Here is a 20539-nt window from a genome sequence, read left to right as displayed (position 1 = left end):
TTCACAGCTATTGTATCCTTTTTGCCTGGAATTACAAAAGTAAGAGCGTTTTTTCCTTAAAAAAGAAAAAAAGCAAGCACGTTTTATGTGCCTGCTTCCTATCACTACTATTTAATTATTGTTGATTTGTTGGCTTAACAATGATTTCACCCACATCGACATTTTGTGGTTGGTTTACAGCATAAAAGACAGCTTCTCCTATATCCGAGCTTTCAAGAGGAACCATTCCTTCACCAAAACCTTGTTTCATCATTTCTTGAACTTCTAGGTCTGTAATCGTATTGGTAAGTTCTGTTTCAACCACACCTGGGGAAATGGTAGTCGTACGGACATTGCTTTTTGCTATCTCCTTGCCCAAACCTTCCATAATTACACGCGCAGCAAATTTAGTTCCACAATATACAGCTCCAGAAGGCATTACTTCATGTCCCGCAATAGAAGATGTGGTGAGAATATGACCTTCATTTCGCTCTAGCATATGTGGTAGGACAGCTGCTATTCCATACAGCACACCTTTAATATTTACATCAATCATTCGATCCCACTCATCCACCTTCGTATTCTTCATGAAACTAAGTGGCATTAAACCGGCATTATTAAACAACACATCTACTTGATTATGTTCACGAATGGCATATTGTATTAACGCTTCTACTTCTTGCTGGGAAGTAACATCCGTTGCTTTTATCTTTACCTCCCCAGCATAAGGTTGTAAGCGGCTTTGAATCTCAGCTAGTCTATCTTCTCTTCTTGCTGCTAAAACAACATTTGCACCTTCTTTAACAAAACGTTCCGCTGTCGCTTCACCAATTCCACTACTTGCTCCTGTAATTACGATGGACTTACCTTTCCAATCCGCCATATTTACAAACCTCCATTATCATTATTCTTTAAGGCAAGTATTGGTGTTTTATTCAGCATCTGCCACTTTTATAAGCTGTTTCCCAATGTTTTGTCCCGAAAACAATCCAAGAAACGCATCAGGAATTGCGTGGAATCCTTCATGGATGGTTTCCTCATACTTTATTGCACCTTTTGATATGCCATTGCCTAAAACTTGATAAGCCTCTTTATAATGGCTCGCATAATCTGCTACGAGAAAGCCTTGTAACTTAGCCCTTGCTTTAATCAGATACTGTTGTACGCGAATACCGATATCCTTTTCGCCTGCTTTTAAATTGTAGGATGAAATAGCACCACAAACGGGTACACGCGCAAAAGTGTTTAACAACGGCCAGACTGCATCAGAGATTTCTCCACCTACATTCTCAAAATACACATCGATGCCATTCGGGCAGGCTGCCTTTAATTGTTTATAAACATTTCCTTGCTTATACTCAACAGCACCTTCAAATCCCAATGTTTTAGTTATATAGTCAGCCTTCTCTTTTGAACCAACGATGCCAATAACATGCGCACCTGCTTGTTTCGCAAGCTGACCTGCCACCTGGCCAACTGCCCCTGCAGCACCCGAAATGACTACCGTTTCTCCTTCTTTCGGTTCACCAATATGCATCATTCCGAAATAAGCAGTTAATCCTGGCATCCCAAGCGGTCCCAGCGCCGTGCTCGGACTTAAACCAGAAGTGTCTACTTTACGAACCTGTTTTGGCTCAACAACATGGTACGCTTGAAAATCGAGCTGCCCAGTTACAATATCACCTTTTTCAAACGATTCACTCCTCGATTCCACCACTTGAGACACAATACCTCCATTCAAAGGAGCACCTACTTGGAAAGGCTCAATATAGGATGGCCCGTCAGACATTCTCCCTCTCATATAGGGATCTACAGACACATATAATGTCTTTAATAACAACTGATTTTCTTTAGGCTCTCCTACTGCTACCTCTTTAAATTGAAAAGTGTTATCATCTGGTAAACCATTCGGTCGTTCATGTAAAATAAGTTGCTGTTGTTTCATCTTCATCCTCCTTATAAAATGAAATATTCCAATAGATATTTACCCGTTCTTTAACTGATTTAATACAAGAACTGCCACGTCTTCACTTGACGCAGGATTTTGGCCAGTTATTATTCTCCCATCTTCTATAGCATACGCATCATAGGCTTTTTCTGCCTTGTGATAGTTAGCCCCGCGTTTGACAATTTCATCTTCGGTAAGAAATGGGACATATTCATCTACTCCAGCTAGTTTTTCTTCTTCATTGGAAAAACCTGTTACCTTTTTATCTTTAATGAGAAATTCATTTTTTTCATTCTTTATATTAAGCAACCCCGCTACACCATGACAGACGGAAGAAATAATTCCTCCATTTCTATAAATTTGTTGACTTATTTTTTGCAACTCGTGGTTCTCAGGGAAATCCCATACCACCCCATGGCCACCAGTAAAATAAATAGCCGCATAGTCATCAGGTCTTACTTCCTCGGGCTTCATGGTAGAACCTAACTCGTTCATAAACGTTTTGTTTTGGTACCAATCCCAATCTACTGGTTCTGCCATTTCTAAACTATGAGGATCAATTGGAGTATATCCTCCCTTAGGACTGACGTAATCTACTTTATATCCCGCTTCTGTTACCTTTTTAACAAAATGAACCGCTTCACCTAGCCATAGGCCAGTTGCCCGGTTTAGATCTGGATACTTCTCAAAACTGGTTACGACAACAAGTATCTTGTTACTCATTTCTATCCCCCTTAACGTTTAATAGTTGATCATCTTCATCATATCCGTTAAAGTACACTTTAACGCAACTATAATGCCTTAAGGAGAAATAATAATGACCTATTATTCTATTAATGAAATATCAGAAATGACTAACCTGTCCCCGTCTACACTACGCTATTATGAAAAAGAAGGTTTAATTCCTGTCATTGAAAGAGATAAAAATGGCGTACGTGTATATAATGAGACGAATTTAGAATGTATTCAGTTTATTATGGTACTTCGATCTACCAATATGCCTATTATCGATATTAAGCAATACGTAAAATTATTTCATCAAGGGGAAGAAACCATCCATCATCGAAAAGAGCTGATTCAAAGCCATAAAGAAAAAGTAGAAATAGAAATTGCCGAACGAAAAAAATACTTGCAACGAATTGAATGTACGCTTGATTACTATGAAGCAATGGAACGTCGATCGCGACGAATGAAAAGTTCTTAATATTTCATCATCATACCGTCCTCTATAGATATAATCTCTTACTATCTAGCAGGAAAAAAGGATAATAATGACGAAATGACTAACAGAGATCATGAATATGGGAGGGTTTTTCTTGGAACAAACCATTTTTAAACATATGGAAACCGTACGCAGCATTACCGAACAGGCGATGAAGAAAATTCCAGAGGAAACGTCGGACTTTATTCCGAAAGGTTTTAACAATAATATTCGTTGGAACTTCGGACATATCGCATTTATACAAGAAAAGCTTGTCTTTGGTCTTTTAAAGGAAGAAATGAACATTCCTAAAGACTTTGGACGTTTTTTTGCTGCTGGAACGAAACCGGCAAACTGGGAGGAAGCACCACCTTCATTTGTAGAGATTGCTGAGGTCTTGACGGAACAAAAAACGAGGATAGAATCCTTTATTGAAGGGCGTTTGTATGAAAAGCTGCCAACGCCATTTACAAACAAGGCAGGAGTTACATTTTACACGGTTGGTGAAGCATTTTTATTTAGCTTTTACCATGAAGCATTACATATGGAAACAATTAAGCGAATACATCGATCTATTTCTTCTAATTAACCTTCTAGATTATGATATTGGTAAATATTCATCAATCGTCTTTATTTGGTACGTCCATGATACAAACTCATCATAAAAGCTTTCAACTGATTCTACAGCATCTCTTATCAGATTTGATTAGCATGAGCCCGGAAGTTCGCTGGGCTCATGCCTTTTTATTATTGTTTTTAGTAAAAATAATAATAACCACCTTCCCTTAACTTCCGCAATTAGAACCTTCACCTAAACCGGGACCACTTATTAGGAATAGCTCTTTTTATCATCGATACCCGAACCTACATTCCCTATTAAAATTCGATTACAATTTTTCAATTCTATTAAAGTCCGTTGGAAAAGTAGATTGATATACGAAAGCATATAAAAACATTCCAGTTTTTAAAACAATTAATGGAGGTATTAAGATGAAGTACATAACTTTAGTAACATTACTAACTTTAGGTTTATTTTTATTTTCTACCGAAGCACATGCTAGTGGAAAGTATACAGTTGAATCGGGAGATGCCCTATCAAAAATTTCAATGGATCACAATGTAAGTGTGGATGAACTACTTAATTCAAATCCTGCTATTACCGATCCAGATAAAATATTTATTGGTCAAACGCTAACCATTCCGGATGTGAAGGGCGAAACGTATACAGTAACAGCCTATACAGCTGGCTATGAATCAACGGGGAAAGAACCAGGTGACCCTGGTTATGGTATAACAGCTTCAGGTGCTGAAGTACAAGAAGGGCAAACGGTTGCTTGCCCGCCAGACTTATCCTTTGGGACCAAAATTTCCATACCATATTTTGACAAAACATTTACTTGCGAAGATAGGGGTGGAGCAATTACAGGAGATAGATTAGATGTTTATATGAATGATTTAGATGATGCATTAGAGTTTGGAGTGAAAGAATTACCAGTTCAAATAGTAAATTAATACTTCGTACAACTTTCCACGGATTAGGAAATTTGTTGGGCATGAGTTCACAATCAAATCGGACTCATGCCTTTCATTTTTTGTAACCTTTTGCTTCCTCTCCCCTCCTTTGCTTTTATCATTCTACTTCTATTGCTGAAATCTTCCGATAACTTCCAAATATGTGTTATGATACTAAAAAAGGAGGTACGTTTAATGACTCCAAAGGAATTACTATTAGTACAGCTGAAGGCTGTCCATGATACGGATGGCTGGTTTGTGTCCTTCCAAACTGCAGTGAAGGACCTGACAGAAGAAGATGCTTCCAAGATAAGCATGGATGAAACCAATAGTATTCGGGAGATTATCAATCATTTAATTTACTACAACGAGAAACATCTAAACCGCTTTAAACAAATGGAGGACAAGGATCATCCATTACAAACAATCAAGGAAACGTTTCATAATAATGAAAATCATTCCTGGGATGCAGCGCTTTTAAAAATCGACAGCCTATACTCCGAATGGGAAAGCGTAGTGAAAGAATCGATACACCTCCATGACTGGGAAGAAACCATTGCGCATATAACCATGCATAACGCATACCATATTGGACAAATTGTTCACATTAGAAAACAGTTTCACTTATGGAATGATGGAAGAGGAATAAACTAAGATACCCGCCAAAACCTACTCGGTGGGTATCTTGGTTGCTATCCCACATTTTGGAATTGATTGGCTGATTTGCTATTTCTTCGAACCACCGTAACAATCGAAATAATCCAACCGATAATCATTATTGCATAAATAATTGTAGTTATATTAGAAGCAACAGCTATCTCTGTTAATATCGTATTGGCATTTGTTAGAATAATAAAACCTCCTACTAATACGCCAAGGATAAAGGATGGGATTTTCCGAACAAGCCAAGCAGCAAGTGGTGCTGCAAATACGCCACCAATGACAAACGCTAACACCCAAATCCAATTAATCTGCTCCCATCCTAAAAACATTACAAAGCCTAACGTAGCAGAAATAGTAATACCAAATTCGCTTGTATCCACCGTACCAATTACCTTACGAGGCACTGCTCCTTTTCGGGAAAGGAGCACAGGGGTATTTATTGGCCCCCAGCCACCACCACCTACGGAATCAAAAAAACCCGCAATCATAGCAAGAGGATATAAAAAACGATGCTTCAATTGCCGATGCTTCCCATTCGATCCCGTATCTGTCTTTATTATTAAAAAACGGAAGAGGATATATATCCCTAAGAGAAGCAAGAAGCCAGAAATATAAGGCTTAATCAAATCTCCAGGTATACTACTTAAAAAAGCTGCCCCACAAAACGCACTTATCATTCCAGGAATCATCAAGCGAAATACAATTCCTTTATCGACATTGCCAAATTTATAATGGGAAATCCCCGATGCCGCTGTAGTAGCAATCTCCGCCATATGAATGGAAGCTGATGCGATTGCAGGGGCTACTCCATATGCTAGTAGTAAAGACGAGGATGTTAAACCGAATGCCATTCCTAACGATCCATCAATTAATTGGGCAAAAAAACCAACGAGTGAGAATATGATTAATTTTCTCAAGCTGCAACACACTCCTTTTAATTAAAGTATTCCGATCAATATAGTATGGTTTATAATTAAAAAAATTTTAAGCCCTTATCCTTCAAAGGACAAGGGCTTAGGTATGATCATTTACCCTCATCTTCCAGACAATTTGTCTGCTGGACTTAGCACCTTCATCTCTAACATGAGGTTGCTGCGGGATCAAAAGACCAGATTCCTCCCCCGACTCTTTATAAGGAAATAATTGTATATCATTTTAATTTAATAATCACTTTATAGGAGCTTCCCAGCTTTGTCAATAGCTTTTGCAGAATTTTTAAATAGGTTCGCATACATTGCTTACATCAGTGATAGCGATGAAGAAAGACTAGTTGACGTAAGGTATCGATATTAAAATCCCTCTTAAATCGCAACATGCATTATATAGAAACATCCCCTTCTATTCCCCTTCTTTCTTCAATAAAATGACCATTATATCGAAGAGATAATATAACACCTCTAAAAGCAACAAGTAGGCCGTAAAATAAAATTCCGATTACACTCGACCCGTCCCAACTCCCGGCTCACGATTTTCCCCCTTACAGGAAGCTAATCTGTCACTATAAAATTCCACATCATCAAATGAAAGACCAATGTATTTATCTATATCGTATACCTCTGAAGAAAGATTACTATAATAACTCAACATATTCATAGCCCCTTTATGCCGCTGGAAAATGAAGAAGTAGTGCCAATCAACAGAGAACGTATGGAAATTCACCTCTTCAGGATTCGTTGCAAAACCTTCCACCAAATATAGTACTTGCTGCAAAAAGTGCAGTAGGAAATTGCCAACGAAAAAGCCTATAACAGTGATACAAACGGTAAATAAACTCATCATTTTCCAGTTGCTTAAACGTTCTGTTAATGATCTTTTATCATTGGAATACATAAACAGCTCCCTCCTATGCATGCACCAAACGGAATGCTTTATGACATTTCATGTTGAATTTGTTTTGTCCGATGCAATTGTTTGGTATCTTGTAAATATCTTTTTGCAAATTGCGTTCTGTTGCCTTGTAAAAATTCATTGGCATCTTTAAAACCGTCGCTATAACGGAACATCGAGATATTTTCCTCTAAGCCCTCTTTTCTCATTGTGTCAACCAGTTTTTGTGCTGCCTTCCAACCTGCCTTATCATCATCCATTGCCATTAGAATATGTTTATCTGTAAACGCGCCTTTTTTCTCCTTAATATATGCTTGCACCTGCCGTGTTTTAGAAGCACCTGTTAATGCTACAAAACCACAATTTGGATCTATTTCACGAAAAGAAAGAGCATCCAGCAACGACTCACTAAATACAACCATCTTCGCCTTATCTGGAATCTCCATAAAAAAATCCCTCGTTTCTTTGGAAGGATTCATGATTAACTGTATTTCTTTGGGTTCCAGTGTTGGATCCAAACTAGACCGAAGCAACACTCGATTCAAAATATTGTTTTCATCATATAGAGGAAAAACTAAATTTCGTTTGCACACCCAACTATTTTTAGAGTAATCTTTTCCTAACAAGCTGCTTGTTTTGTTAAAAAAGTAACTTGTCACCTGTTCATTTTGTAAGTCTACAATATGTTTCCTAGCGTTTTCCTTTGATAAACCACGGTAGCCATTATCCAGGACTTCACTTTTTGTTCCTGTTTTTGCAAAAGAAAAAAGCCTCATCGACCAAGTTAGTGATTCTTTTTGGTCATCTGAAAGGCTTGGAAAGTTTTTTTGTATCTTTTCTCTTTCGGGATGTACATTCTCTTTCTCATGAAATTGCAATAACATCCGTTCACCACAATGATTCTCACGGTTGCATTGAATAAAGTTTGTATTGTTCTTGTATATGAACGCCTCATGTTCATTGCATTCAGGACAATTACAGATATAATATCGTCCTTTATCTTCTGCATTCAACTCAGATAGCGCATCCTCAATATTTTGATAAACCAATTTTTTGTACAAGTCTTGTTTATCCATCTTCACCACCTTCTAACAACTCCTGCATTTTCACGTCATATCTTTGGACAACCGGCTCAATGACTTTCTCTTCTATTTTTTTACCTGTATCTAGTATTGTGCCTTCAAACAATAAGTCATGGTAGCCATCATGAAATGCTTGGATTAATTGGTTATGAAGCTCGTACGCTGTTTGAAACCCATTTTCACTAACAAAAGTTTCCCCAAACAAACCATCCTCTAGTCTCTGGTACGCTTTATTGTAAACCATTATTATGTTAATCCGTTGGGCTTGTAATGATTGATAATTCGTTACTATATGTGTAATGAACCTTTTAAAATGTTTATCATTACTCATATATGCATCTGGCTTTATATTTTCATCCTTTCCATCAGTCACAGCATCAAAACTAGTTCGTATAGCATTCATCACATGTTCCATTTCTGCATAGATGCTTGTTTCAATAACAGGCGTGAACGCATTGTAAAGGGCTTCTAACTGTTCATCATTTAGTTTTAATGGAATGTCTCTTTTCGATGAATCACACATTACTTTACGAAAACGATTTTGAAACGCTGTAAAAGAGTTAATAGCGTTATCGGTTTTCAACGTTCTTAATGCCATTTAATCACCTCACATCTCCATCTCAACTTCTGTATCCTTTTTCTTATTTTTTCCTAGCTTGATTTTCTTTTCGTCCTCTAGATCTCGTTCTACTTCTCTCAGTCTTTCGCGTTGTGAAGCCGTTAAATTCATTTCACGTATATCATCCAATACTTCCTTTTTCAATGCATACACTTTCTCATAACCATATTTCGATTCAAATGCTTCCATTTGTTGATCCCTTTTATCTTTGTTCACTCCTGTTTCTTGCTTTTCATCCTGCTCCTTATCAAGAAATGCTAATACCTTATGTTTATAGGCTTTTTTGAAGGCTTGTTCTTCTTTTGAACCTTCCAGATTGTTTAGCACATTATTTTTATACGTTTCTTTAAATTGATTAGCTTCCTCTTGTTCTCTTTCGTATTGTTCATGCAAGAATTCTCCTTCTTTCTCAATTTCAGCTAACCTTTCCTTTGGCAATTTTGTTTTTAATACCGCATCTTGATAAAACGTACTTAATTGATTATATTTCCATTCATAGCCTTTATCCTCAGGGTGCATTGTTACCTTGTCTTTTGCAGCCAGTAACTCAGCATATTTGTTTGCAAGTTCTTTTGTATTCATTGCACTACCTCCAATTTAAATAAAGTAGGCTTCCCCCATTATAAAGAGAAGCCTATAAAATAATTTCCTTATAATGCTTGGAAATTTTGTACACAAACCGATTCATCCAACTCTTGATTTTCAGCAATCGCTTGTTCCATAGATCGTATATCATCAATATTTTGTATCGGTTCAGGTAAAGTAACATCAATGTTCCCCCACCCTTCGGAATAAACGTAACTGACAAAGTACTTATGTTCTTTCGCCATTGCTCCACCTCCCAGGTAAATGAATAGAGTAAATTATATTAAAACCCGACGACACGACCACCAAGCCAGCTGACAAGGCTTGCTGCCAAGTAAACAATACCAAAACCGATAGCAACATTAACCATCCATCCGGTATACATCTCTTTCTTTTGAGGATCTTTTGCAAAAGTCCAAAGCAGACCAATGACAACAAGCACCAGTCCAGCAAGAACTGGTGCAATTGGTTTAATGCCGTCCGTGATATTTGTGATTGTTTGAATTGCATCCTGCATAGATTCTCAACCCCTTTCCTTTAAATAGCTGTTTTTAAGATTGTTTTGCTACCTCTTTTATTTGTTTTTGATTATGAACATTAAAATTCAAGATAATTTCCTGATGCTGCTTATGAAGCCATTCGTAATAGGAGCCGCCATTCGCTTCAACAATTTCGATTGCCAATGCTTCAAATTCTTTAAAGCTGGCTGGTTTCGCTGGCTTCTTCTTTTTTGGCCTTGAAGCTTTATTTGGCGCATCAGGCTTATTTTTCTTATCCTCGTTTCCTTTTAATGTTTTCGCTTCTTGATTTCCCTGCTGTGTAAAATTAGACAATTCATTTCACCTCCTAAAATAGAGCAAAATAAAAACCCTTTTCTCGCAAAAGAAAAGAGTTCATCATCGGAAGTCCGAAACTTCCTGATACTAATACTTTAACACCGCTTTTATGAAATTTTGTTCGTTGTTCGTTCGGTAAATGTTCGTGAAAAGTTCGCTAATATTTTCTGATCAAGGTTACATTTATTATTCCGCAATCGTGCGTTTTAATTAAATAGTTGATATTATTTTGTTTCCCACTTTTTTTTATTGCCCTTACTCAATGGTATGTTCCACCCAATTAGTTGAATAAAGTACTTCTCTTCAATTATTATTTTTTCTAAATCTACTTCAAATTTTAAAGACACTTCATTTATTGAGTACAAGAAACTGTCAACAAATCCCCATCTGTATTTAAGTGCATTAAAAAGATTACTTCTCATTTCTTTTGGCTTTTCAGATTTAAAAAAAATTATTATATCTTTAGCTATACTAGTAATTGCGTTTGTTAGTTCAGTGTCGTTATCTGTAAATTCATCGTAATCAGAAAGACTAGGTTTCTCTTGATTATCACGAACAAATTCATGATAAAAATCTATAAGATCCAGTAAAAAATCAATAATTTCTATATTACTCGGTTTCATGATATGGTCTCTTGAATCTCTTACAAGATATTCATCTTCAAAGTTATTACTTCTTTTTCTATTACATGTTGAGCAGAGAAGTCTTATATTATTTTCATCTGAACTGCCACCTTTAGAAAAAGGAATAATGTGATCAAATTCTATTTCTTCATCTTGAACAGCTTGTCCACATTGCCGGCATATTTGATTATCACGTTTCAATACTCTAAATTGAACGGGGCGCGGAATGTTTCTGCTAATATCTCTAAGTTCTTTGGTCTCTGTAAAAGGTTCAGCTACGTAGAAAACCGGACAATCATGACCGAAGATTCTACATTTATGATCATCTTCTTTTTCCTTGACTGGAAACTCCTCAACAAGTGGTCCATACGGACAATATTTAAGTTCCCAACACGGTTTGCAAACAGCTTTAACCCTTTTTTTCCAATCAACTTTGTTTCCCCACTCTTGTATAGAACTCATTTCGCGCTCCCCTATCTTTAAAGACGTAAAACTACTAAGTAATTTAATCGAAAGAAAAGCAGTACTTATGCTACCCAACATGTTTTAAACAATCTTGACCCGATTGAAACGCAACATCTATTTAACAACTGCACTCGATTATTAATAAATAAAACTCATAAAAACCTTAGGTATTTTCTCTTAAATTTCCCAGTGCCCTTTTAATTCTATGGGATTTGACCGAGTTTAAGTTCAATCTCTCCAGTTTACTAAACGATTTACCAACTTCTAAAATATAAGAGGCAAATCCCTCATCGATGTTCTCTGAAAAATGATGTTTCTCTAATGTAGTTATTAATAAATCCTGTGATGACCATTGATCACATACAGCAGCAATGTACCATGCTTCCTTTAAACACATTAATTTTACGTCTTGACTAGTACTCTCATGTGCAAACCTTACTAAAAACCTTGTAAAATTATCTAATTGATTGAATGGCCAACCAATACTACTATGACAATGGTGTAGTGCCTCAACAAATTTATTAATAAATAGTTGATCGTCACTACCAATAGTATCTAAAAATTTCCTAACTTGTGTTGCGTCATTTAAAACTTTCATTGCAGGCGCCATAAAGTCATCGTAATAATGCTCTACAGTGGCTGCTCTTAAAGATATTCTATGGAATTCATTCCAATTTAAATTTTGAATATTTGTTTCAATGTACTCAAGTAAAGTCAAAGGTTCCGAGTTTTCCAATTGAACATAAATACCCCTCATTTTATTGAAATCCTCTTCAAAATCTAAAATGCTACTGTATTCTTTATTAATTGCCTTTTCTATAACTTTCTCAAACTTGCAGTTCTTTAACACTATTGGGTTTTTACCAGTTAATACAAAATACAAGATCTTTCCTAGTGAAAACACATCACTTAAATTATTACCATTCTTTAATGAATCAAGTTGATCAGGGTCAACATACATCCATTGACCATGTCCCGCAATAGATGAATTTGCCATTCTGGACAAACTTTCCGGATCTTTCCCCAATCCAAAATCACATACTTTTATTATTTCTTTCTTATTTTCATCAAAAAAAACCAAAGTATTTGTTGGAGTTAAATCCCTATGCCAAATATTTCTCCCATGTGCATATTTAATCGCATCTAGGATTTGATCGAATATATAAATTCTCTGTTGAAAGGTTAAGTCACTATTATTGTTGGTAATGTATTCATTAAGATTATAATTAGCAAACGGCATAATATAATAAAATGATTTAGTTTCATGGTTTATTTCTTCTCCGAAAATTTCTATTATATTTTTACTTTGACTCAGCCTCTTCGTATATTCTATTTCTTTAATAAATCTTTCTACATAATCTGGATTTCCTACATAATCTCTCTTTAACTTTTTTACAGCATATTTTATTTTAGTGTTAGGATCCTTGTAACGCTGTATGACTGCAAAACTACCAGAACCATGTACATTTTCATAATTCAATTCATTTATTTTCATTTTCTCACTCCAAAATTGTGCTTGTGAAACTTATTCAACTTTAGGTAAATTGTAACAAATGATCAACCTGGCCTGATTGTTGCAAACTGATATGTTACTTCAACATAAAAAATCCCTTTAGACAATTATATCCAAAGGGGTATTATGATACAACTTTATTCAGCAGACTTTCAAGCAACATTTGCACAAAACGCAAAAAAGAGAATAATAACCGGAATTCCTAACACCCATATCCAAAACTCAACAGAACCAACCAATCCTAAATAAAAATCAGTATGCATAAACCACTGGAAAATAGCCAGAAATACAATTCCACATAAAGTGGAGAAAGCGATAAACAGTATTAGCAAAAATATAACTAATACTGTTTTCTTCACCGCCTTTGCCAAAGCCATCATTACGAACAACCTCTTTCGCTAAATAAACCATATAAATTTCTGCCCAGCATTTCTAAAGCCTCTTTTTTCAGTTCATAGTATCTTGTCTTTCCGATAAACAGCTGAGGATAAATCACTTCATCACAGTATCTCGAACCATCGTTACGCTTCTTCATGTACTTTAATTCTATTAATTTCTGTTCAGCTGGAGTAAGTGATTCCACTGCATAAAACAGTGTGTCTAACCATTCACTCGCTTGAATGGATTTCAATGCAAATTGTTCTATTTTACTGTGATTAAGATTTGAACTACCTGGTGTATCAGATATAACGGAAGTAATGCTCGGTACATGTGTTCTTTGCGACATCGCCTTTATTTTGAAATAACGATCAAGCCAGTTTTCTTCCGCATATTCGATGTAAAATTGTTGTTCGTCTTTTAAAAATGATTCAATCTCTTCTTTCGTAAAAACCCCTTCAATATCAGCAGCAAAATTCATTTATCATCATCCTTTCGCTATTATCGTAAAAATCCCACTCTATCTACTAAAATCTTTTCATAACCTTTCAAGTGAAATGGCATTCAGTAAAGCATTAATTTGTTCATATAAAGATTGGGCCGATGAATAACATTCGTGCTGTTCAGTTGATACAATTTCATAAATCCCAAATCTAGTTTTTGTTATTTGCATTTTTGTTTCAGGAATCTGGATAGACTGATTGACCTTTAATTGCGTTATATTGTTATAAAGGGGATCATTTTCTTTCCCTAGGTATTCATAAACATGCATTTGTGCATTCACATCAATCATGTTGTTCCAGCCTCCATCCTTCAAATTCCCCTTTCTAAGCTATCTCTCTCGTTCACGTGCTTTCTATTTTTTACTGATGGATTTCGAATTGCATGCAACAGCTCTCCAATGTACTTTTCTTCCTCGCTATTTACTCCATAGAGTTTTTGCATAACTAACCGATATGATGAAAGTGCTTCACCAATAAAATGTGCCTCTGAATAACTTGCATGTATATTAATTTCCTTTTTATTAGTACGATTTATAGCTTGCAAAACGATACCTCCCCAAATTCATTTAACCGCATATATCGCATTTAACTATCCTTCAATGAATGCTATAATATCTATGAGTAAGTCGGGAACGTTGCAGAGATACTAGGCATATCTTTTATTGTGACGTTCCTGTTCTATTAATCTTTTTTTAGTCTCTTCTGCCGTTGGTACATATTTGTAGCTAACAGCACTTTTATGCCTGTTCCACTCCATCCATTTATGTTCTGTTTCTTCTTGACTGTCCTTAGGGTCAAATACCATTACACTTTTCATTCCTTGCCACATTTAAAACCTCTCCTTTCGTCTGTAACTTTCTCCTTCAAGTCGGATTGCTTTTGCTAAATCCATCATCCGATCAATAATACGATTGCCATGATTCCCATATTTTTCAGTAAGCATTTTCTCAGAATAATTCGTTGAGCAAATGACTGATTTATTGAGTCGCATATCGAATACTTTATACAGCACATCAGATGCCCAGCTTTCATGTCCATATTCGTTCGCTTTCACATATTCAGAGCCAATATCATCAAGCACCAACAAATCTAATTCATCTATCATTTGGAAAATCTGCATTTCACTTATGCTTGAATCCGGTTTATATGTGTTTTTAATAAAATCAAATAGATCAGTGACCTTGATATAGAGCGTTTTATATCCTTGTTTTCGCAATTCCTTTGAGATTGCAAAAGATAAATGGCTTTTTCCAAGACCGCAATCTCCACTAAACAGAAGTGAATGAACACCATCAAAGGTTTTGACATATTGCATGGCTGCTTTTTTTGCTTCGTATTGCGATGTTTCTTTCGGTATATAGGAATCAATCGTTGCTTGCTTCAAATCATGTGTAACTCGTTCAAATGTGGCAATAAATCGCTTTTCTTTTAGTCTTTCTCTTTCTTCTTTTGTTGGTACGTTTAGTTCTTCTAATAACTGTTGATCCATACAATGTTTACATGCTCCCACAATGCCTTTAGGAGTTTCGTATAATTTGTATAGATTTCCGCATTGCTCACATTCCTTTTCACGACATTCTTTAAAAGGTAAAGATTGTTTAAGCAGCGTTCCTATAGCTTCCATCGATAACACCTCCTAGAATCTATCTCTATTCGGATCGTAATCTATTTGACTTACAGTTTGTTTATTTCGATTTTTGCAATTTTTATCAATTTCCTCAACAGTTAGTAAGGACTCGTTTTCCCAGTTCCTTAAGATGCCTTCCGTATATTTAAGTCGTCTAGCATCATTTTCACAAGCAATATTTAATGCCTTTAAAATGACTTCGCTAGGATCTTTAAATGAAGAATCATCTAACCACAACAACAACTGTTTTTTTGCATGAATGTTATTCACACCAAATCCATTTTTATCCCAAAACTGAATAATCTTCGCAACGTCTTTATCTTGTTCTTGTTCTATTTCTATACCTTGTTCTTTATCTCTTTCTAGTTCTTCTTCTGTACCGTCACGTGACGTCTCGCTAACGTCATCCGTTTTATTTTCAAGTAGCTGCTGTTTCTTTCTTTCGCGATACCTTTTGTTACGCTCTGCATTCAACTTCCTTACACGGTCCATTCCTTCAACATTTTGATGCTTTTCCCAGTTCGAAATTCGAATAAAGGAATCATCATCAATAAAGATCATCCCGAACTCCCTTAGTGTTTTTAAAGCGAGCCTTACTGTATTGAGTGACCTATCAAATATGGTTGCAAGCATTTCCTCTGTATATGGGACATTTTCGTTCAAATAAATATATCCGTTGGCATTTGTTCTCCCGGCCTGTGAAAGTAATTTAATCCAAATGATTAGAATGGTATCAGCCTCTGGAAGCTTCTCTATAAGTTTTATTTTTTCATCATCAAACATGGCAGTACTTAACTTAATCCATTTAATGTTGCTCATTTTTTACCTCCAGAATTAAACAGGTTTAAATAATTTCAGGCAATTTAGATGCTTACTTCCCCTCCTACATACTCTTTGAGTAACTTTGGTGAAATATGGTATGTCCATTTACTAGACATTTGAATTGCAATACCAATTGGTAAAATATCCCGTTGTAATCCAATTCGCACAAATTGTTCAGATTTCCCCAAGATCTTTGCTGCCTCAGAAACTTTGATATTCATGCTTTCTTTCTCATCAATACTTGTTTCCAAATCAATCCCTCCAAACGAATTGTTTTATCTTTTATTCAGTTGACAATACTTTTGTCATAGTAAAATACTTCATCGAAACTTAAATCGTTAAAGCTCCGCAGAACACCTGCAATAAACTTACCTCCCGGATTTCTCTTGCCATTCATAATCCGGTTAACAGTAGTTTGCGTAACTCCTACCTTATCCGCAAATTGACTTTGAGAAATATCCTTGTCTTTCAAATATGCCTTCAAAAAGTCTAAATTAATTAAAATGACATTTACATCTTTCAAATGAACCCTCCTTTTACCTTTTGGTAATTACCTTATGGTAACACCTTAACATCAGCAATTACCATTTGGCAATACTTTTTTATATTTTTCTTAAATAAATTTCCTTTTGGTAATTATTTTTAGTAATATAAGTGTAGAAGGGTATCAGTGTTTAGGAGAGAAAACTATGACCAATCAATTTGGAGAGTATCTAAAAGCAAAAAGGGATGAAAAAGGTTACACCATCAATCAACTTTCTTTGTATTCAGGTATTAGCGCTGCGCAATTGTCCAGAATCGAAAATGGAAAAAGAGGCATTCCCAAAGCCGAGAATATCCAAAAACTTGCGGATGCACTATCCATTCCTTATGATGAAATAATGAGGGTGGCTGGTTATTACAAACCAAACAACACCAAGCAAGAGGAAGATCTTCCTGAGCTGTCAGATAAGGAAGGGCGTGATATAGCTAAGGATCTAGAAAAGATGATAAATAACTTATCTAATGATGATGCATACTCACAATTCGATGGAAGGGCGATAGATGAAATGGATAAGGAAGATAGAGAACTACTAATTGCTTCATTGGAAAATTCACTTCGCATGGCTAAACGAATGGCAAAACAAAAGTTTACCCCCAACAAATATAAAAAATAAGGTATTCTATGGCGCATTTAATGCCTAGGAATACAGCAATAAAACTTATTGATAAATATGGAACAAATTGCCCTTTTGAAATAGCAGAGCGTAAAGGTATCATCATTATTTTTGAATCTCTGGGGGGATCTTTGGGATACTACACGTGCTACAAAAGGATTCAATCTATCCATATTAATGATAATATAGATGAGACATTGCAAAGATTTGTCTGTGCTCATGAATTAGGCCATTCGTTATTGCATAAAAGTGAAAATGCACCTTTTTTAAAGAAGAACACCTTCTTTACTACAAACAAAAATGAGGTAGAGGCTAATACATTTGCAGTTGAATTGCTTATTCCAGATAAATGTATTTATGAATTTAAAGATACAAGCGTTACCATAAATGAAGTAGCTCAAACGTATGGCGTTCCAGAAGAAATGTGCAATCTGAAAAAAATTGATCATATAAAGTAGGTATGCAAATATTGCATTCTTTTTTTTAACACATATATAGAACATATATTCCCATATGTCTATCCTGCTGATATGAAAGGTGGTAAGGAAATTGAAAAATCCAAATGGATACGGCTCCGTATGCAAATTATCCGGTAAACGAAGAAAACCATTCGCGGTCATAGTCACTACTGGATGGAATGACGAAGGAAAACAAAGACGGGAGTATCTAGGATATTATAAAAGTAGAAAAGAGGCAATGGTAGCATTAGCTGATTACAATAATAACCCATATGATTTATCAGCTGGCAAGCTCACATTTAAAGAAGTATATGAACGGTTAATAAAAGAACGTTTCCTTAAAATTTCAAAGTCAAATCAACTTGGCTATGAAATGGCTTTTAGAAGATCCGAACCTTTACACGATATGAAATTTAATGAAGTAAGAAAGGCTCATCTACAATCTGTAATTGATAACTGTGATAAATCATGGGGTACAAAGAAAAAAATAAAAGTATTATTTAATCAAATGTATAAACATGCTTTAGAAAACGATTTAACACATAAAGATTATGCTAGATTTGTCGAGCTCCCAAAAAACGATACAAAGAATTCCAGAAAACCATTTACTTTGGATGAGATTAATATTCTTTGGGAAAACATCGACCGCTTCGATGACATTGATTCTGTTTTAATTATGATTTACACTGGTTTGCGCCCTGGGGAACTTGTGGAAGTGAAAAATAAAAGTATTCAATTAGATGAAAGGTATTTTCGGGGTGGCTTCAAAACGGAAGCTGGGACGAATAGGGTCATACCAATTCATAAAAAAATCCATAAATTAATTGAAAATCGTATGGATCCTAATAATGAATATCTGATTACAAACTTTGAGGGTAGTAAGTTGAGTTATTATGTTTATTATCACGAGAAGTTTAAAAAGATTATGCAGCAACTAGAATTAAATCATAGACCACACGATTGCAGACATACCTTCGCAACCCTTATGGATAATGCTGATGCAAATAAACTATCAATCAAACGGATCATGGGTCACGCAGCTAAAGATATCACTGATAAAGTTTATACGCATAAAGATATCAAGCAGCTTCTTATGGCAATTGACAGGCTATAAGAAAGCTGCTTTTTGTAGCTTTAAAACAAAGTTTGAACAGAAAGGCATGACAAGCCCGGATAATACCCTAATCAAGACGAATCCATTTTGAAAAAAGGATTGATCAAAATGGATTCTCTCTTTGTGAAATGATATACAATTTTTATAAAAAGGTTTGACCATTTTCCTCCTTTTGTTGTTAAACAATCGCGCCCGTTAACGGAACAAGCATATATCTAAAATAAAACACTTGTTGCCTATCAGATTATTATTTCAATACAGCCTTGAATGCGTAATTTTCCGGATTCAAATGAATCAAGTTCAGGTTTGAAACAGTTATTTTACAATGAATTCTCCATGTCATTGGAAGGAATTCGGTGATCAAGCGGCGGATCAGAACCCGTTTTAACGGCTTCCCACTCAATGATGAACAACAATCCAGCCGGATATGGCCCAGATCACTTTCAACATAGTGAATGTTTTCAAGTTGCACTTTCGCCGCATTTTCCTTCAACATCCTTAGCATTTTCGGTTCAATATCCACCGCAAAAACTTCCTGTACCTGTTTAGCCATGGGAATCGTGAAAAACCCAGTGTCTGCTACCAAGGTCGCCAACCGTGTCATTTTTATCTAATTCCAAATACCGGATTATTTTCCTCCGGTGGTTTTTTCTGCGATCGACACTCATAAGCTTATCTGCTCTTTCTTTCTAGGTTAAAGCGTTTATCAGTCATTGTTATCTCCTTCCCCTCAACACATCTGCAGGAGAATTACCGACTTTTCACAAGCAGGTTTACTGCTTCCTTAATAAGATCTTCCGAACTTTCACCGGAGTCCTTCGCCTCACGAATGCACGCTTCCAGATTTCTGCTAACAACCAATGCTGCTGTACGGTCAAGCGCATTTCTGGCAGCAGTCATCTGGTTCACTACATCACGACATTCTTTCCCTTCATCCATTGCTTTCAATAATCCCCTGACTTGACCTTCAATACGTTTCATTCGATTTTTCATCTGATCATCATAATCCATTGGACGGCACCCCTTTTCTCTATTGAATCTGGTATTTGTATTGTACATAAACCAGTTTTATACATTCATTTCCTTTACACTATTATACATGATGGGGTATTAAAATTCACAAAAAAAGATGAAATTTTTTCGTAATTAGATATTATTTTGTCTTATCTATACAAACAATCAGTCGTTCCTCTATATCAGCTGCAAACTTTTGTAATGAAGCATCATGAACCATTTCAATTAATGCTGTTGGCTTTGGCATGCCGATTTTAACCTTGTTTGTTTCAATATCCTGGTACACAACCATTTTACATGGGAGAAAATAACCTATAAGCTGATTTTGAGATAATACATTATTCGCCTCTTTTGGATTACAAACTTCCAAAACCTGATAGGCTTGTTCAAAATCAAACCCTTTATTGTTTAACGTTTCTTTAACATCAAATTGCCAAAGCACACCGAATTTTTCTTCCTTTAGGTTTTCCTCCAGTGCATGAATCGCTTTCTCCATTGATTTTTCCGTTTCAACTGTATAATGAAACATAACCTTAAACAACTCCCTTTTTATAAAAAGTTACCTGCCATAAACAGATAAAATTATATTTGGTAATTTTTATCCAACGTTTAA

General features: G+C 35.7%; 32 protein-coding genes and 1 riboswitch. Of the genes, 7 read left to right on the top strand and 25 right to left on the bottom strand.

Translation table 11 applies throughout. The features are described 5' to 3' along the window. Positions 1-115: 115 nt before the first annotated feature. Genes JKP73_RS20085 through JKP73_RS20075 form a run of 3 tightly spaced genes read right to left on the bottom strand, consistent with a single transcriptional unit; the run spans position 116 to position 2650 of the window. Complete coding sequence (locus JKP73_RS20085; protein ID WP_021292657.1) at positions 116-862, bottom strand: SDR family oxidoreductase; 747 nt, start codon at positions 860-862, stop codon at positions 116-118. A gap of 48 nt (positions 863-910) precedes the next feature. Then, positions 911-1924: an NADP-dependent oxidoreductase gene (locus JKP73_RS20080; protein ID WP_021292658.1), complete on the bottom strand. Its 1014-nt coding sequence runs from the start codon at positions 1922-1924 to the stop codon at positions 911-913. A 39-nt stretch (positions 1925-1963) separates the two neighbouring features. Then, positions 1964-2650, bottom strand: a complete 687-nt coding sequence (locus tag JKP73_RS20075) for a type 1 glutamine amidotransferase domain-containing protein (protein ID WP_021292659.1) — start codon at positions 2648-2650, stop codon at positions 1964-1966. A 94-nt stretch (positions 2651-2744) separates the two neighbouring features. Between JKP73_RS20075 and JKP73_RS20070 the strand changes: the two genes are divergently transcribed. From JKP73_RS20070 to JKP73_RS20055, 4 genes are all read left to right on the top strand, one after another. Further along, positions 2745-3131, top strand: coding sequence for a MerR family transcriptional regulator (locus tag JKP73_RS20070; RefSeq protein ID WP_021292660.1), 387 nt, complete (start codon positions 2745-2747; stop codon positions 3129-3131). 112 nt (positions 3132-3243) lie between these two features. After that, positions 3244-3717 carry a DinB family protein gene (locus JKP73_RS20065; RefSeq protein WP_200411733.1) on the top strand — a complete coding sequence of 158 codons (474 nt, stop codon included), beginning with the start codon at positions 3244-3246 and terminating at the stop codon, positions 3715-3717. Between the two features lie 401 nt (positions 3718-4118). Next, on the top strand, positions 4119-4640 hold the full coding sequence (locus tag JKP73_RS20060; protein WP_021292662.1) for a LysM peptidoglycan-binding domain-containing protein: 522 nt from the start codon (positions 4119-4121) through the stop codon (positions 4638-4640). 195 nt (positions 4641-4835) lie between these two features. Next, the gene (locus JKP73_RS20055; RefSeq protein WP_200411732.1) at positions 4836-5294 is read left to right on the top strand and encodes a DinB family protein; all 459 of its coding nucleotides are present in this window, start codon (positions 4836-4838) and stop codon (positions 5292-5294) included. A gap of 38 nt (positions 5295-5332) precedes the next feature. On the opposite strand, the gene JKP73_RS20050 is transcribed toward JKP73_RS20055, so the two are convergent. From JKP73_RS20050 to JKP73_RS19960, 19 genes are all read right to left on the bottom strand, one after another. After that, positions 5333-6220 carry a sulfite exporter TauE/SafE family protein gene (locus JKP73_RS20050; RefSeq protein WP_200411731.1) on the bottom strand — a complete coding sequence of 296 codons (888 nt, stop codon included), beginning with the start codon at positions 6218-6220 and terminating at the stop codon, positions 5333-5335. Between the two features lie 114 nt (positions 6221-6334). Further along, a riboswitch (SAM riboswitch) is annotated at positions 6335-6441 on the bottom strand. A 296-nt stretch (positions 6442-6737) separates the two neighbouring features. After that, positions 6738-7133: a hypothetical protein gene (locus tag JKP73_RS23255; protein WP_234447143.1), complete on the bottom strand. Its 396-nt coding sequence runs from the start codon at positions 7131-7133 to the stop codon at positions 6738-6740. A gap of 38 nt (positions 7134-7171) precedes the next feature. Beyond that, positions 7172-8206, bottom strand: a complete 1035-nt coding sequence (locus JKP73_RS20040) for a toprim domain-containing protein (RefSeq protein WP_200411730.1) — start codon at positions 8204-8206, stop codon at positions 7172-7174. Beyond that, complete coding sequence (locus JKP73_RS20035; protein ID WP_200411729.1) at positions 8199-8810, bottom strand: hypothetical protein; 612 nt, start codon at positions 8808-8810, stop codon at positions 8199-8201. The genes JKP73_RS20040 and JKP73_RS20035 overlap by 8 nt, the downstream gene beginning before the upstream one ends. 9 nt (positions 8811-8819) lie before the next feature. Continuing rightward, positions 8820-9413: a hypothetical protein gene (locus JKP73_RS20030; RefSeq protein WP_200411728.1), complete on the bottom strand. Its 594-nt coding sequence runs from the start codon at positions 9411-9413 to the stop codon at positions 8820-8822. Positions 9414-9481: 68 nt separating this feature from the next. Next, complete coding sequence (locus JKP73_RS20025) at positions 9482-9661, bottom strand: hypothetical protein (RefSeq protein ID WP_079708052.1); 180 nt, start codon at positions 9659-9661, stop codon at positions 9482-9484. Between the two features lie 38 nt (positions 9662-9699). Beyond that, positions 9700-9933, bottom strand: a complete 234-nt coding sequence (locus JKP73_RS20020; protein WP_058950435.1) for a pilin — start codon at positions 9931-9933, stop codon at positions 9700-9702. A 34-nt stretch (positions 9934-9967) separates the two neighbouring features. After that, entirely contained in the window at positions 9968-10249 is a 282-nt protein-coding gene (locus tag JKP73_RS20015) for a hypothetical protein (RefSeq protein WP_200411727.1), read from the bottom strand. Positions 10250-10476: 227 nt separating this feature from the next. After that, a complete protein-coding gene (locus tag JKP73_RS20010) occupies positions 10477-11337 on the bottom strand; it encodes an HNH endonuclease (RefSeq protein ID WP_200411726.1) in 861 nt (286 codons plus the stop codon). Positions 11338-11503: 166 nt separating this feature from the next. After that, on the bottom strand, positions 11504-12835 hold the full coding sequence (locus JKP73_RS20005; RefSeq protein WP_200411725.1) for a protein kinase domain-containing protein: 1332 nt from the start codon (positions 12833-12835) through the stop codon (positions 11504-11506). Between the two features lie 170 nt (positions 12836-13005). Further along, positions 13006-13233, bottom strand: coding sequence for a hypothetical protein (locus tag JKP73_RS20000; protein WP_200411724.1), 228 nt, complete (start codon positions 13231-13233; stop codon positions 13006-13008). Further along, positions 13233-13712: an ArpU family phage packaging/lysis transcriptional regulator gene (locus tag JKP73_RS19995; RefSeq protein WP_200411723.1), complete on the bottom strand. Its 480-nt coding sequence runs from the start codon at positions 13710-13712 to the stop codon at positions 13233-13235. The genes JKP73_RS20000 and JKP73_RS19995 overlap by 1 nt, the downstream gene beginning before the upstream one ends. A gap of 57 nt (positions 13713-13769) precedes the next feature. Continuing rightward, on the bottom strand, positions 13770-14024 hold the full coding sequence (locus JKP73_RS19990) for a hypothetical protein (RefSeq protein ID WP_200411722.1): 255 nt from the start codon (positions 14022-14024) through the stop codon (positions 13770-13772). A 20-nt stretch (positions 14025-14044) separates the two neighbouring features. After that, positions 14045-14278, bottom strand: coding sequence for a hypothetical protein (locus JKP73_RS19985; RefSeq protein WP_200411721.1), 234 nt, complete (start codon positions 14276-14278; stop codon positions 14045-14047). 102 nt (positions 14279-14380) lie between these two features. Further along, positions 14381-14563 carry a hypothetical protein gene (locus JKP73_RS19980; RefSeq protein ID WP_200411720.1) on the bottom strand — a complete coding sequence of 61 codons (183 nt, stop codon included), beginning with the start codon at positions 14561-14563 and terminating at the stop codon, positions 14381-14383. Beyond that, positions 14564-15358, bottom strand: a complete 795-nt coding sequence (locus JKP73_RS19975) for an ATP-binding protein (RefSeq protein WP_200411719.1) — start codon at positions 15356-15358, stop codon at positions 14564-14566. A gap of 12 nt (positions 15359-15370) precedes the next feature. Further along, positions 15371-16180: a phage replisome organizer N-terminal domain-containing protein gene (locus tag JKP73_RS19970; protein ID WP_200411718.1), complete on the bottom strand. Its 810-nt coding sequence runs from the start codon at positions 16178-16180 to the stop codon at positions 15371-15373. A 44-nt stretch (positions 16181-16224) separates the two neighbouring features. Continuing rightward, the gene (locus JKP73_RS19965; protein ID WP_200411717.1) at positions 16225-16434 is read right to left on the bottom strand and encodes a hypothetical protein; all 210 of its coding nucleotides are present in this window, start codon (positions 16432-16434) and stop codon (positions 16225-16227) included. 35 nt (positions 16435-16469) lie between these two features. Then, on the bottom strand, positions 16470-16706 hold the full coding sequence (locus JKP73_RS19960) for a helix-turn-helix transcriptional regulator (protein WP_077356198.1): 237 nt from the start codon (positions 16704-16706) through the stop codon (positions 16470-16472). A 166-nt stretch (positions 16707-16872) separates the two neighbouring features. On the opposite strand from JKP73_RS19960, the gene JKP73_RS19955 reads away from it, so the two are divergent. From JKP73_RS19955 to JKP73_RS19945, 3 genes are all read left to right on the top strand, one after another. Beyond that, positions 16873-17340 (top strand): helix-turn-helix domain-containing protein, encoded by a 468-nt coding sequence (locus JKP73_RS19955; protein WP_200411716.1) that lies wholly within the window; start codon positions 16873-16875, stop codon positions 17338-17340. An 8-nt stretch (positions 17341-17348) separates the two neighbouring features. Further along, on the top strand, positions 17349-17798 hold the full coding sequence (locus tag JKP73_RS19950; protein WP_153835219.1) for an ImmA/IrrE family metallo-endopeptidase: 450 nt from the start codon (positions 17349-17351) through the stop codon (positions 17796-17798). Positions 17799-17889: 91 nt separating this feature from the next. Further along, the gene (locus JKP73_RS19945; protein ID WP_200411715.1) at positions 17890-18912 is read left to right on the top strand and encodes a tyrosine-type recombinase/integrase; all 1023 of its coding nucleotides are present in this window, start codon (positions 17890-17892) and stop codon (positions 18910-18912) included. A gap of 247 nt (positions 18913-19159) precedes the next feature. On the opposite strand, the gene JKP73_RS19940 is transcribed toward JKP73_RS19945, so the two are convergent. From JKP73_RS19940 to JKP73_RS19930, 3 genes are all read right to left on the bottom strand, one after another. Continuing rightward, a complete protein-coding gene (locus JKP73_RS19940; protein WP_200411714.1) occupies positions 19160-19507 on the bottom strand; it encodes a class I SAM-dependent methyltransferase in 348 nt (115 codons plus the stop codon). 155 nt (positions 19508-19662) lie between these two features. Beyond that, the gene (locus tag JKP73_RS19935) at positions 19663-19923 is read right to left on the bottom strand and encodes a metal-sensitive transcriptional regulator (RefSeq protein ID WP_010652050.1); all 261 of its coding nucleotides are present in this window, start codon (positions 19921-19923) and stop codon (positions 19663-19665) included. A gap of 142 nt (positions 19924-20065) precedes the next feature. Beyond that, positions 20066-20455, bottom strand: coding sequence for a DUF302 domain-containing protein (locus JKP73_RS19930; RefSeq protein ID WP_010652051.1), 390 nt, complete (start codon positions 20453-20455; stop codon positions 20066-20068). Between the last annotated feature and the right edge of the window lie 84 nt (positions 20456-20539).

Source organism: Virgibacillus salexigens, assembly GCF_014905415.1.
GTDB lineage: Bacteria > Bacillota > Bacilli > Bacillales > Amphibacillaceae > Virgibacillus > Virgibacillus salexigens.
This window is presented reverse-complemented; position numbering and strand designations above follow the sequence as displayed.

What these genes read in the sequence shown, in the direction of transcription:
- JKP73_RS20085 (WP_021292657.1), bottom strand. Translation starts at nt 862, where the DNA reads ATGGCGGATTGGAAAGGTAAGTCCATCGTAATTACAGGAGCAAGTAGT.
- JKP73_RS20080 (WP_021292658.1), bottom strand. Translation starts at nt 1,924, where the DNA reads ATGAAACAACAGCAACTTATTTTACATGAACGACCGAATGGTTTACCA.
- JKP73_RS20075 (WP_021292659.1), bottom strand. Translation starts at nt 2,650, where the DNA reads ATGAGTAACAAGATACTTGTTGTCGTAACCAGTTTTGAGAAGTATCCA.
- JKP73_RS20070 (WP_021292660.1), top strand. Translation starts at nt 2,745, where the DNA reads ATGACCTATTATTCTATTAATGAAATATCAGAAATGACTAACCTGTCC.
- JKP73_RS20060 (WP_021292662.1), top strand. Translation starts at nt 4,119, where the DNA reads ATGAAGTACATAACTTTAGTAACATTACTAACTTTAGGTTTATTTTTA.
- JKP73_RS20055 (WP_200411732.1), top strand. Translation starts at nt 4,836, where the DNA reads ATGACTCCAAAGGAATTACTATTAGTACAGCTGAAGGCTGTCCATGAT.
- JKP73_RS23255 (WP_234447143.1), bottom strand. Translation starts at nt 7,133, where the DNA reads ATGTATTCCAATGATAAAAGATCATTAACAGAACGTTTAAGCAACTGG.
- JKP73_RS20040 (WP_200411730.1), bottom strand. Translation starts at nt 8,206, where the DNA reads ATGGATAAACAAGACTTGTACAAAAAATTGGTTTATCAAAATATTGAG.
- JKP73_RS20035 (WP_200411729.1), bottom strand. Translation starts at nt 8,810, where the DNA reads ATGGCATTAAGAACGTTGAAAACCGATAACGCTATTAACTCTTTTACA.
- JKP73_RS20030 (WP_200411728.1), bottom strand. Translation starts at nt 9,413, where the DNA reads ATGAATACAAAAGAACTTGCAAACAAATATGCTGAGTTACTGGCTGCA.
- JKP73_RS20025 (WP_079708052.1), bottom strand. Translation starts at nt 9,661, where the DNA reads ATGGCGAAAGAACATAAGTACTTTGTCAGTTACGTTTATTCCGAAGGG.
- JKP73_RS20020 (WP_058950435.1), bottom strand. Translation starts at nt 9,933, where the DNA reads ATGCAGGATGCAATTCAAACAATCACAAATATCACGGACGGCATTAAA.
- JKP73_RS20010 (WP_200411726.1), bottom strand. Translation starts at nt 11,337, where the DNA reads ATGAGTTCTATACAAGAGTGGGGAAACAAAGTTGATTGGAAAAAAAGG.
- JKP73_RS20005 (WP_200411725.1), bottom strand. Translation starts at nt 12,835, where the DNA reads ATGAAAATAAATGAATTGAATTATGAAAATGTACATGGTTCTGGTAGT.
- JKP73_RS20000 (WP_200411724.1), bottom strand. Translation starts at nt 13,233, where the DNA reads ATGATGGCTTTGGCAAAGGCGGTGAAGAAAACAGTATTAGTTATATTT.
- JKP73_RS19995 (WP_200411723.1), bottom strand. Translation starts at nt 13,712, where the DNA reads ATGAATTTTGCTGCTGATATTGAAGGGGTTTTTACGAAAGAAGAGATT.
- JKP73_RS19990 (WP_200411722.1), bottom strand. Translation starts at nt 14,024, where the DNA reads ATGATTGATGTGAATGCACAAATGCATGTTTATGAATACCTAGGGAAA.
- JKP73_RS19980 (WP_200411720.1), bottom strand. Translation starts at nt 14,563, where the DNA reads ATGTGGCAAGGAATGAAAAGTGTAATGGTATTTGACCCTAAGGACAGT.
- JKP73_RS19975 (WP_200411719.1), bottom strand. Translation starts at nt 15,358, where the DNA reads ATGGAAGCTATAGGAACGCTGCTTAAACAATCTTTACCTTTTAAAGAA.
- JKP73_RS19970 (WP_200411718.1), bottom strand. Translation starts at nt 16,180, where the DNA reads ATGAGCAACATTAAATGGATTAAGTTAAGTACTGCCATGTTTGATGAT.
- JKP73_RS19955 (WP_200411716.1), top strand. Translation starts at nt 16,873, where the DNA reads ATGACCAATCAATTTGGAGAGTATCTAAAAGCAAAAAGGGATGAAAAA.
- JKP73_RS19950 (WP_153835219.1), top strand. Translation starts at nt 17,349, where the DNA reads ATGGCGCATTTAATGCCTAGGAATACAGCAATAAAACTTATTGATAAA.
- JKP73_RS19935 (WP_010652050.1), bottom strand. Translation starts at nt 19,923, where the DNA reads ATGGATTATGATGATCAGATGAAAAATCGAATGAAACGTATTGAAGGT.
- JKP73_RS19930 (WP_010652051.1), bottom strand. Translation starts at nt 20,455, where the DNA reads ATGTTTCATTATACAGTTGAAACGGAAAAATCAATGGAGAAAGCGATT.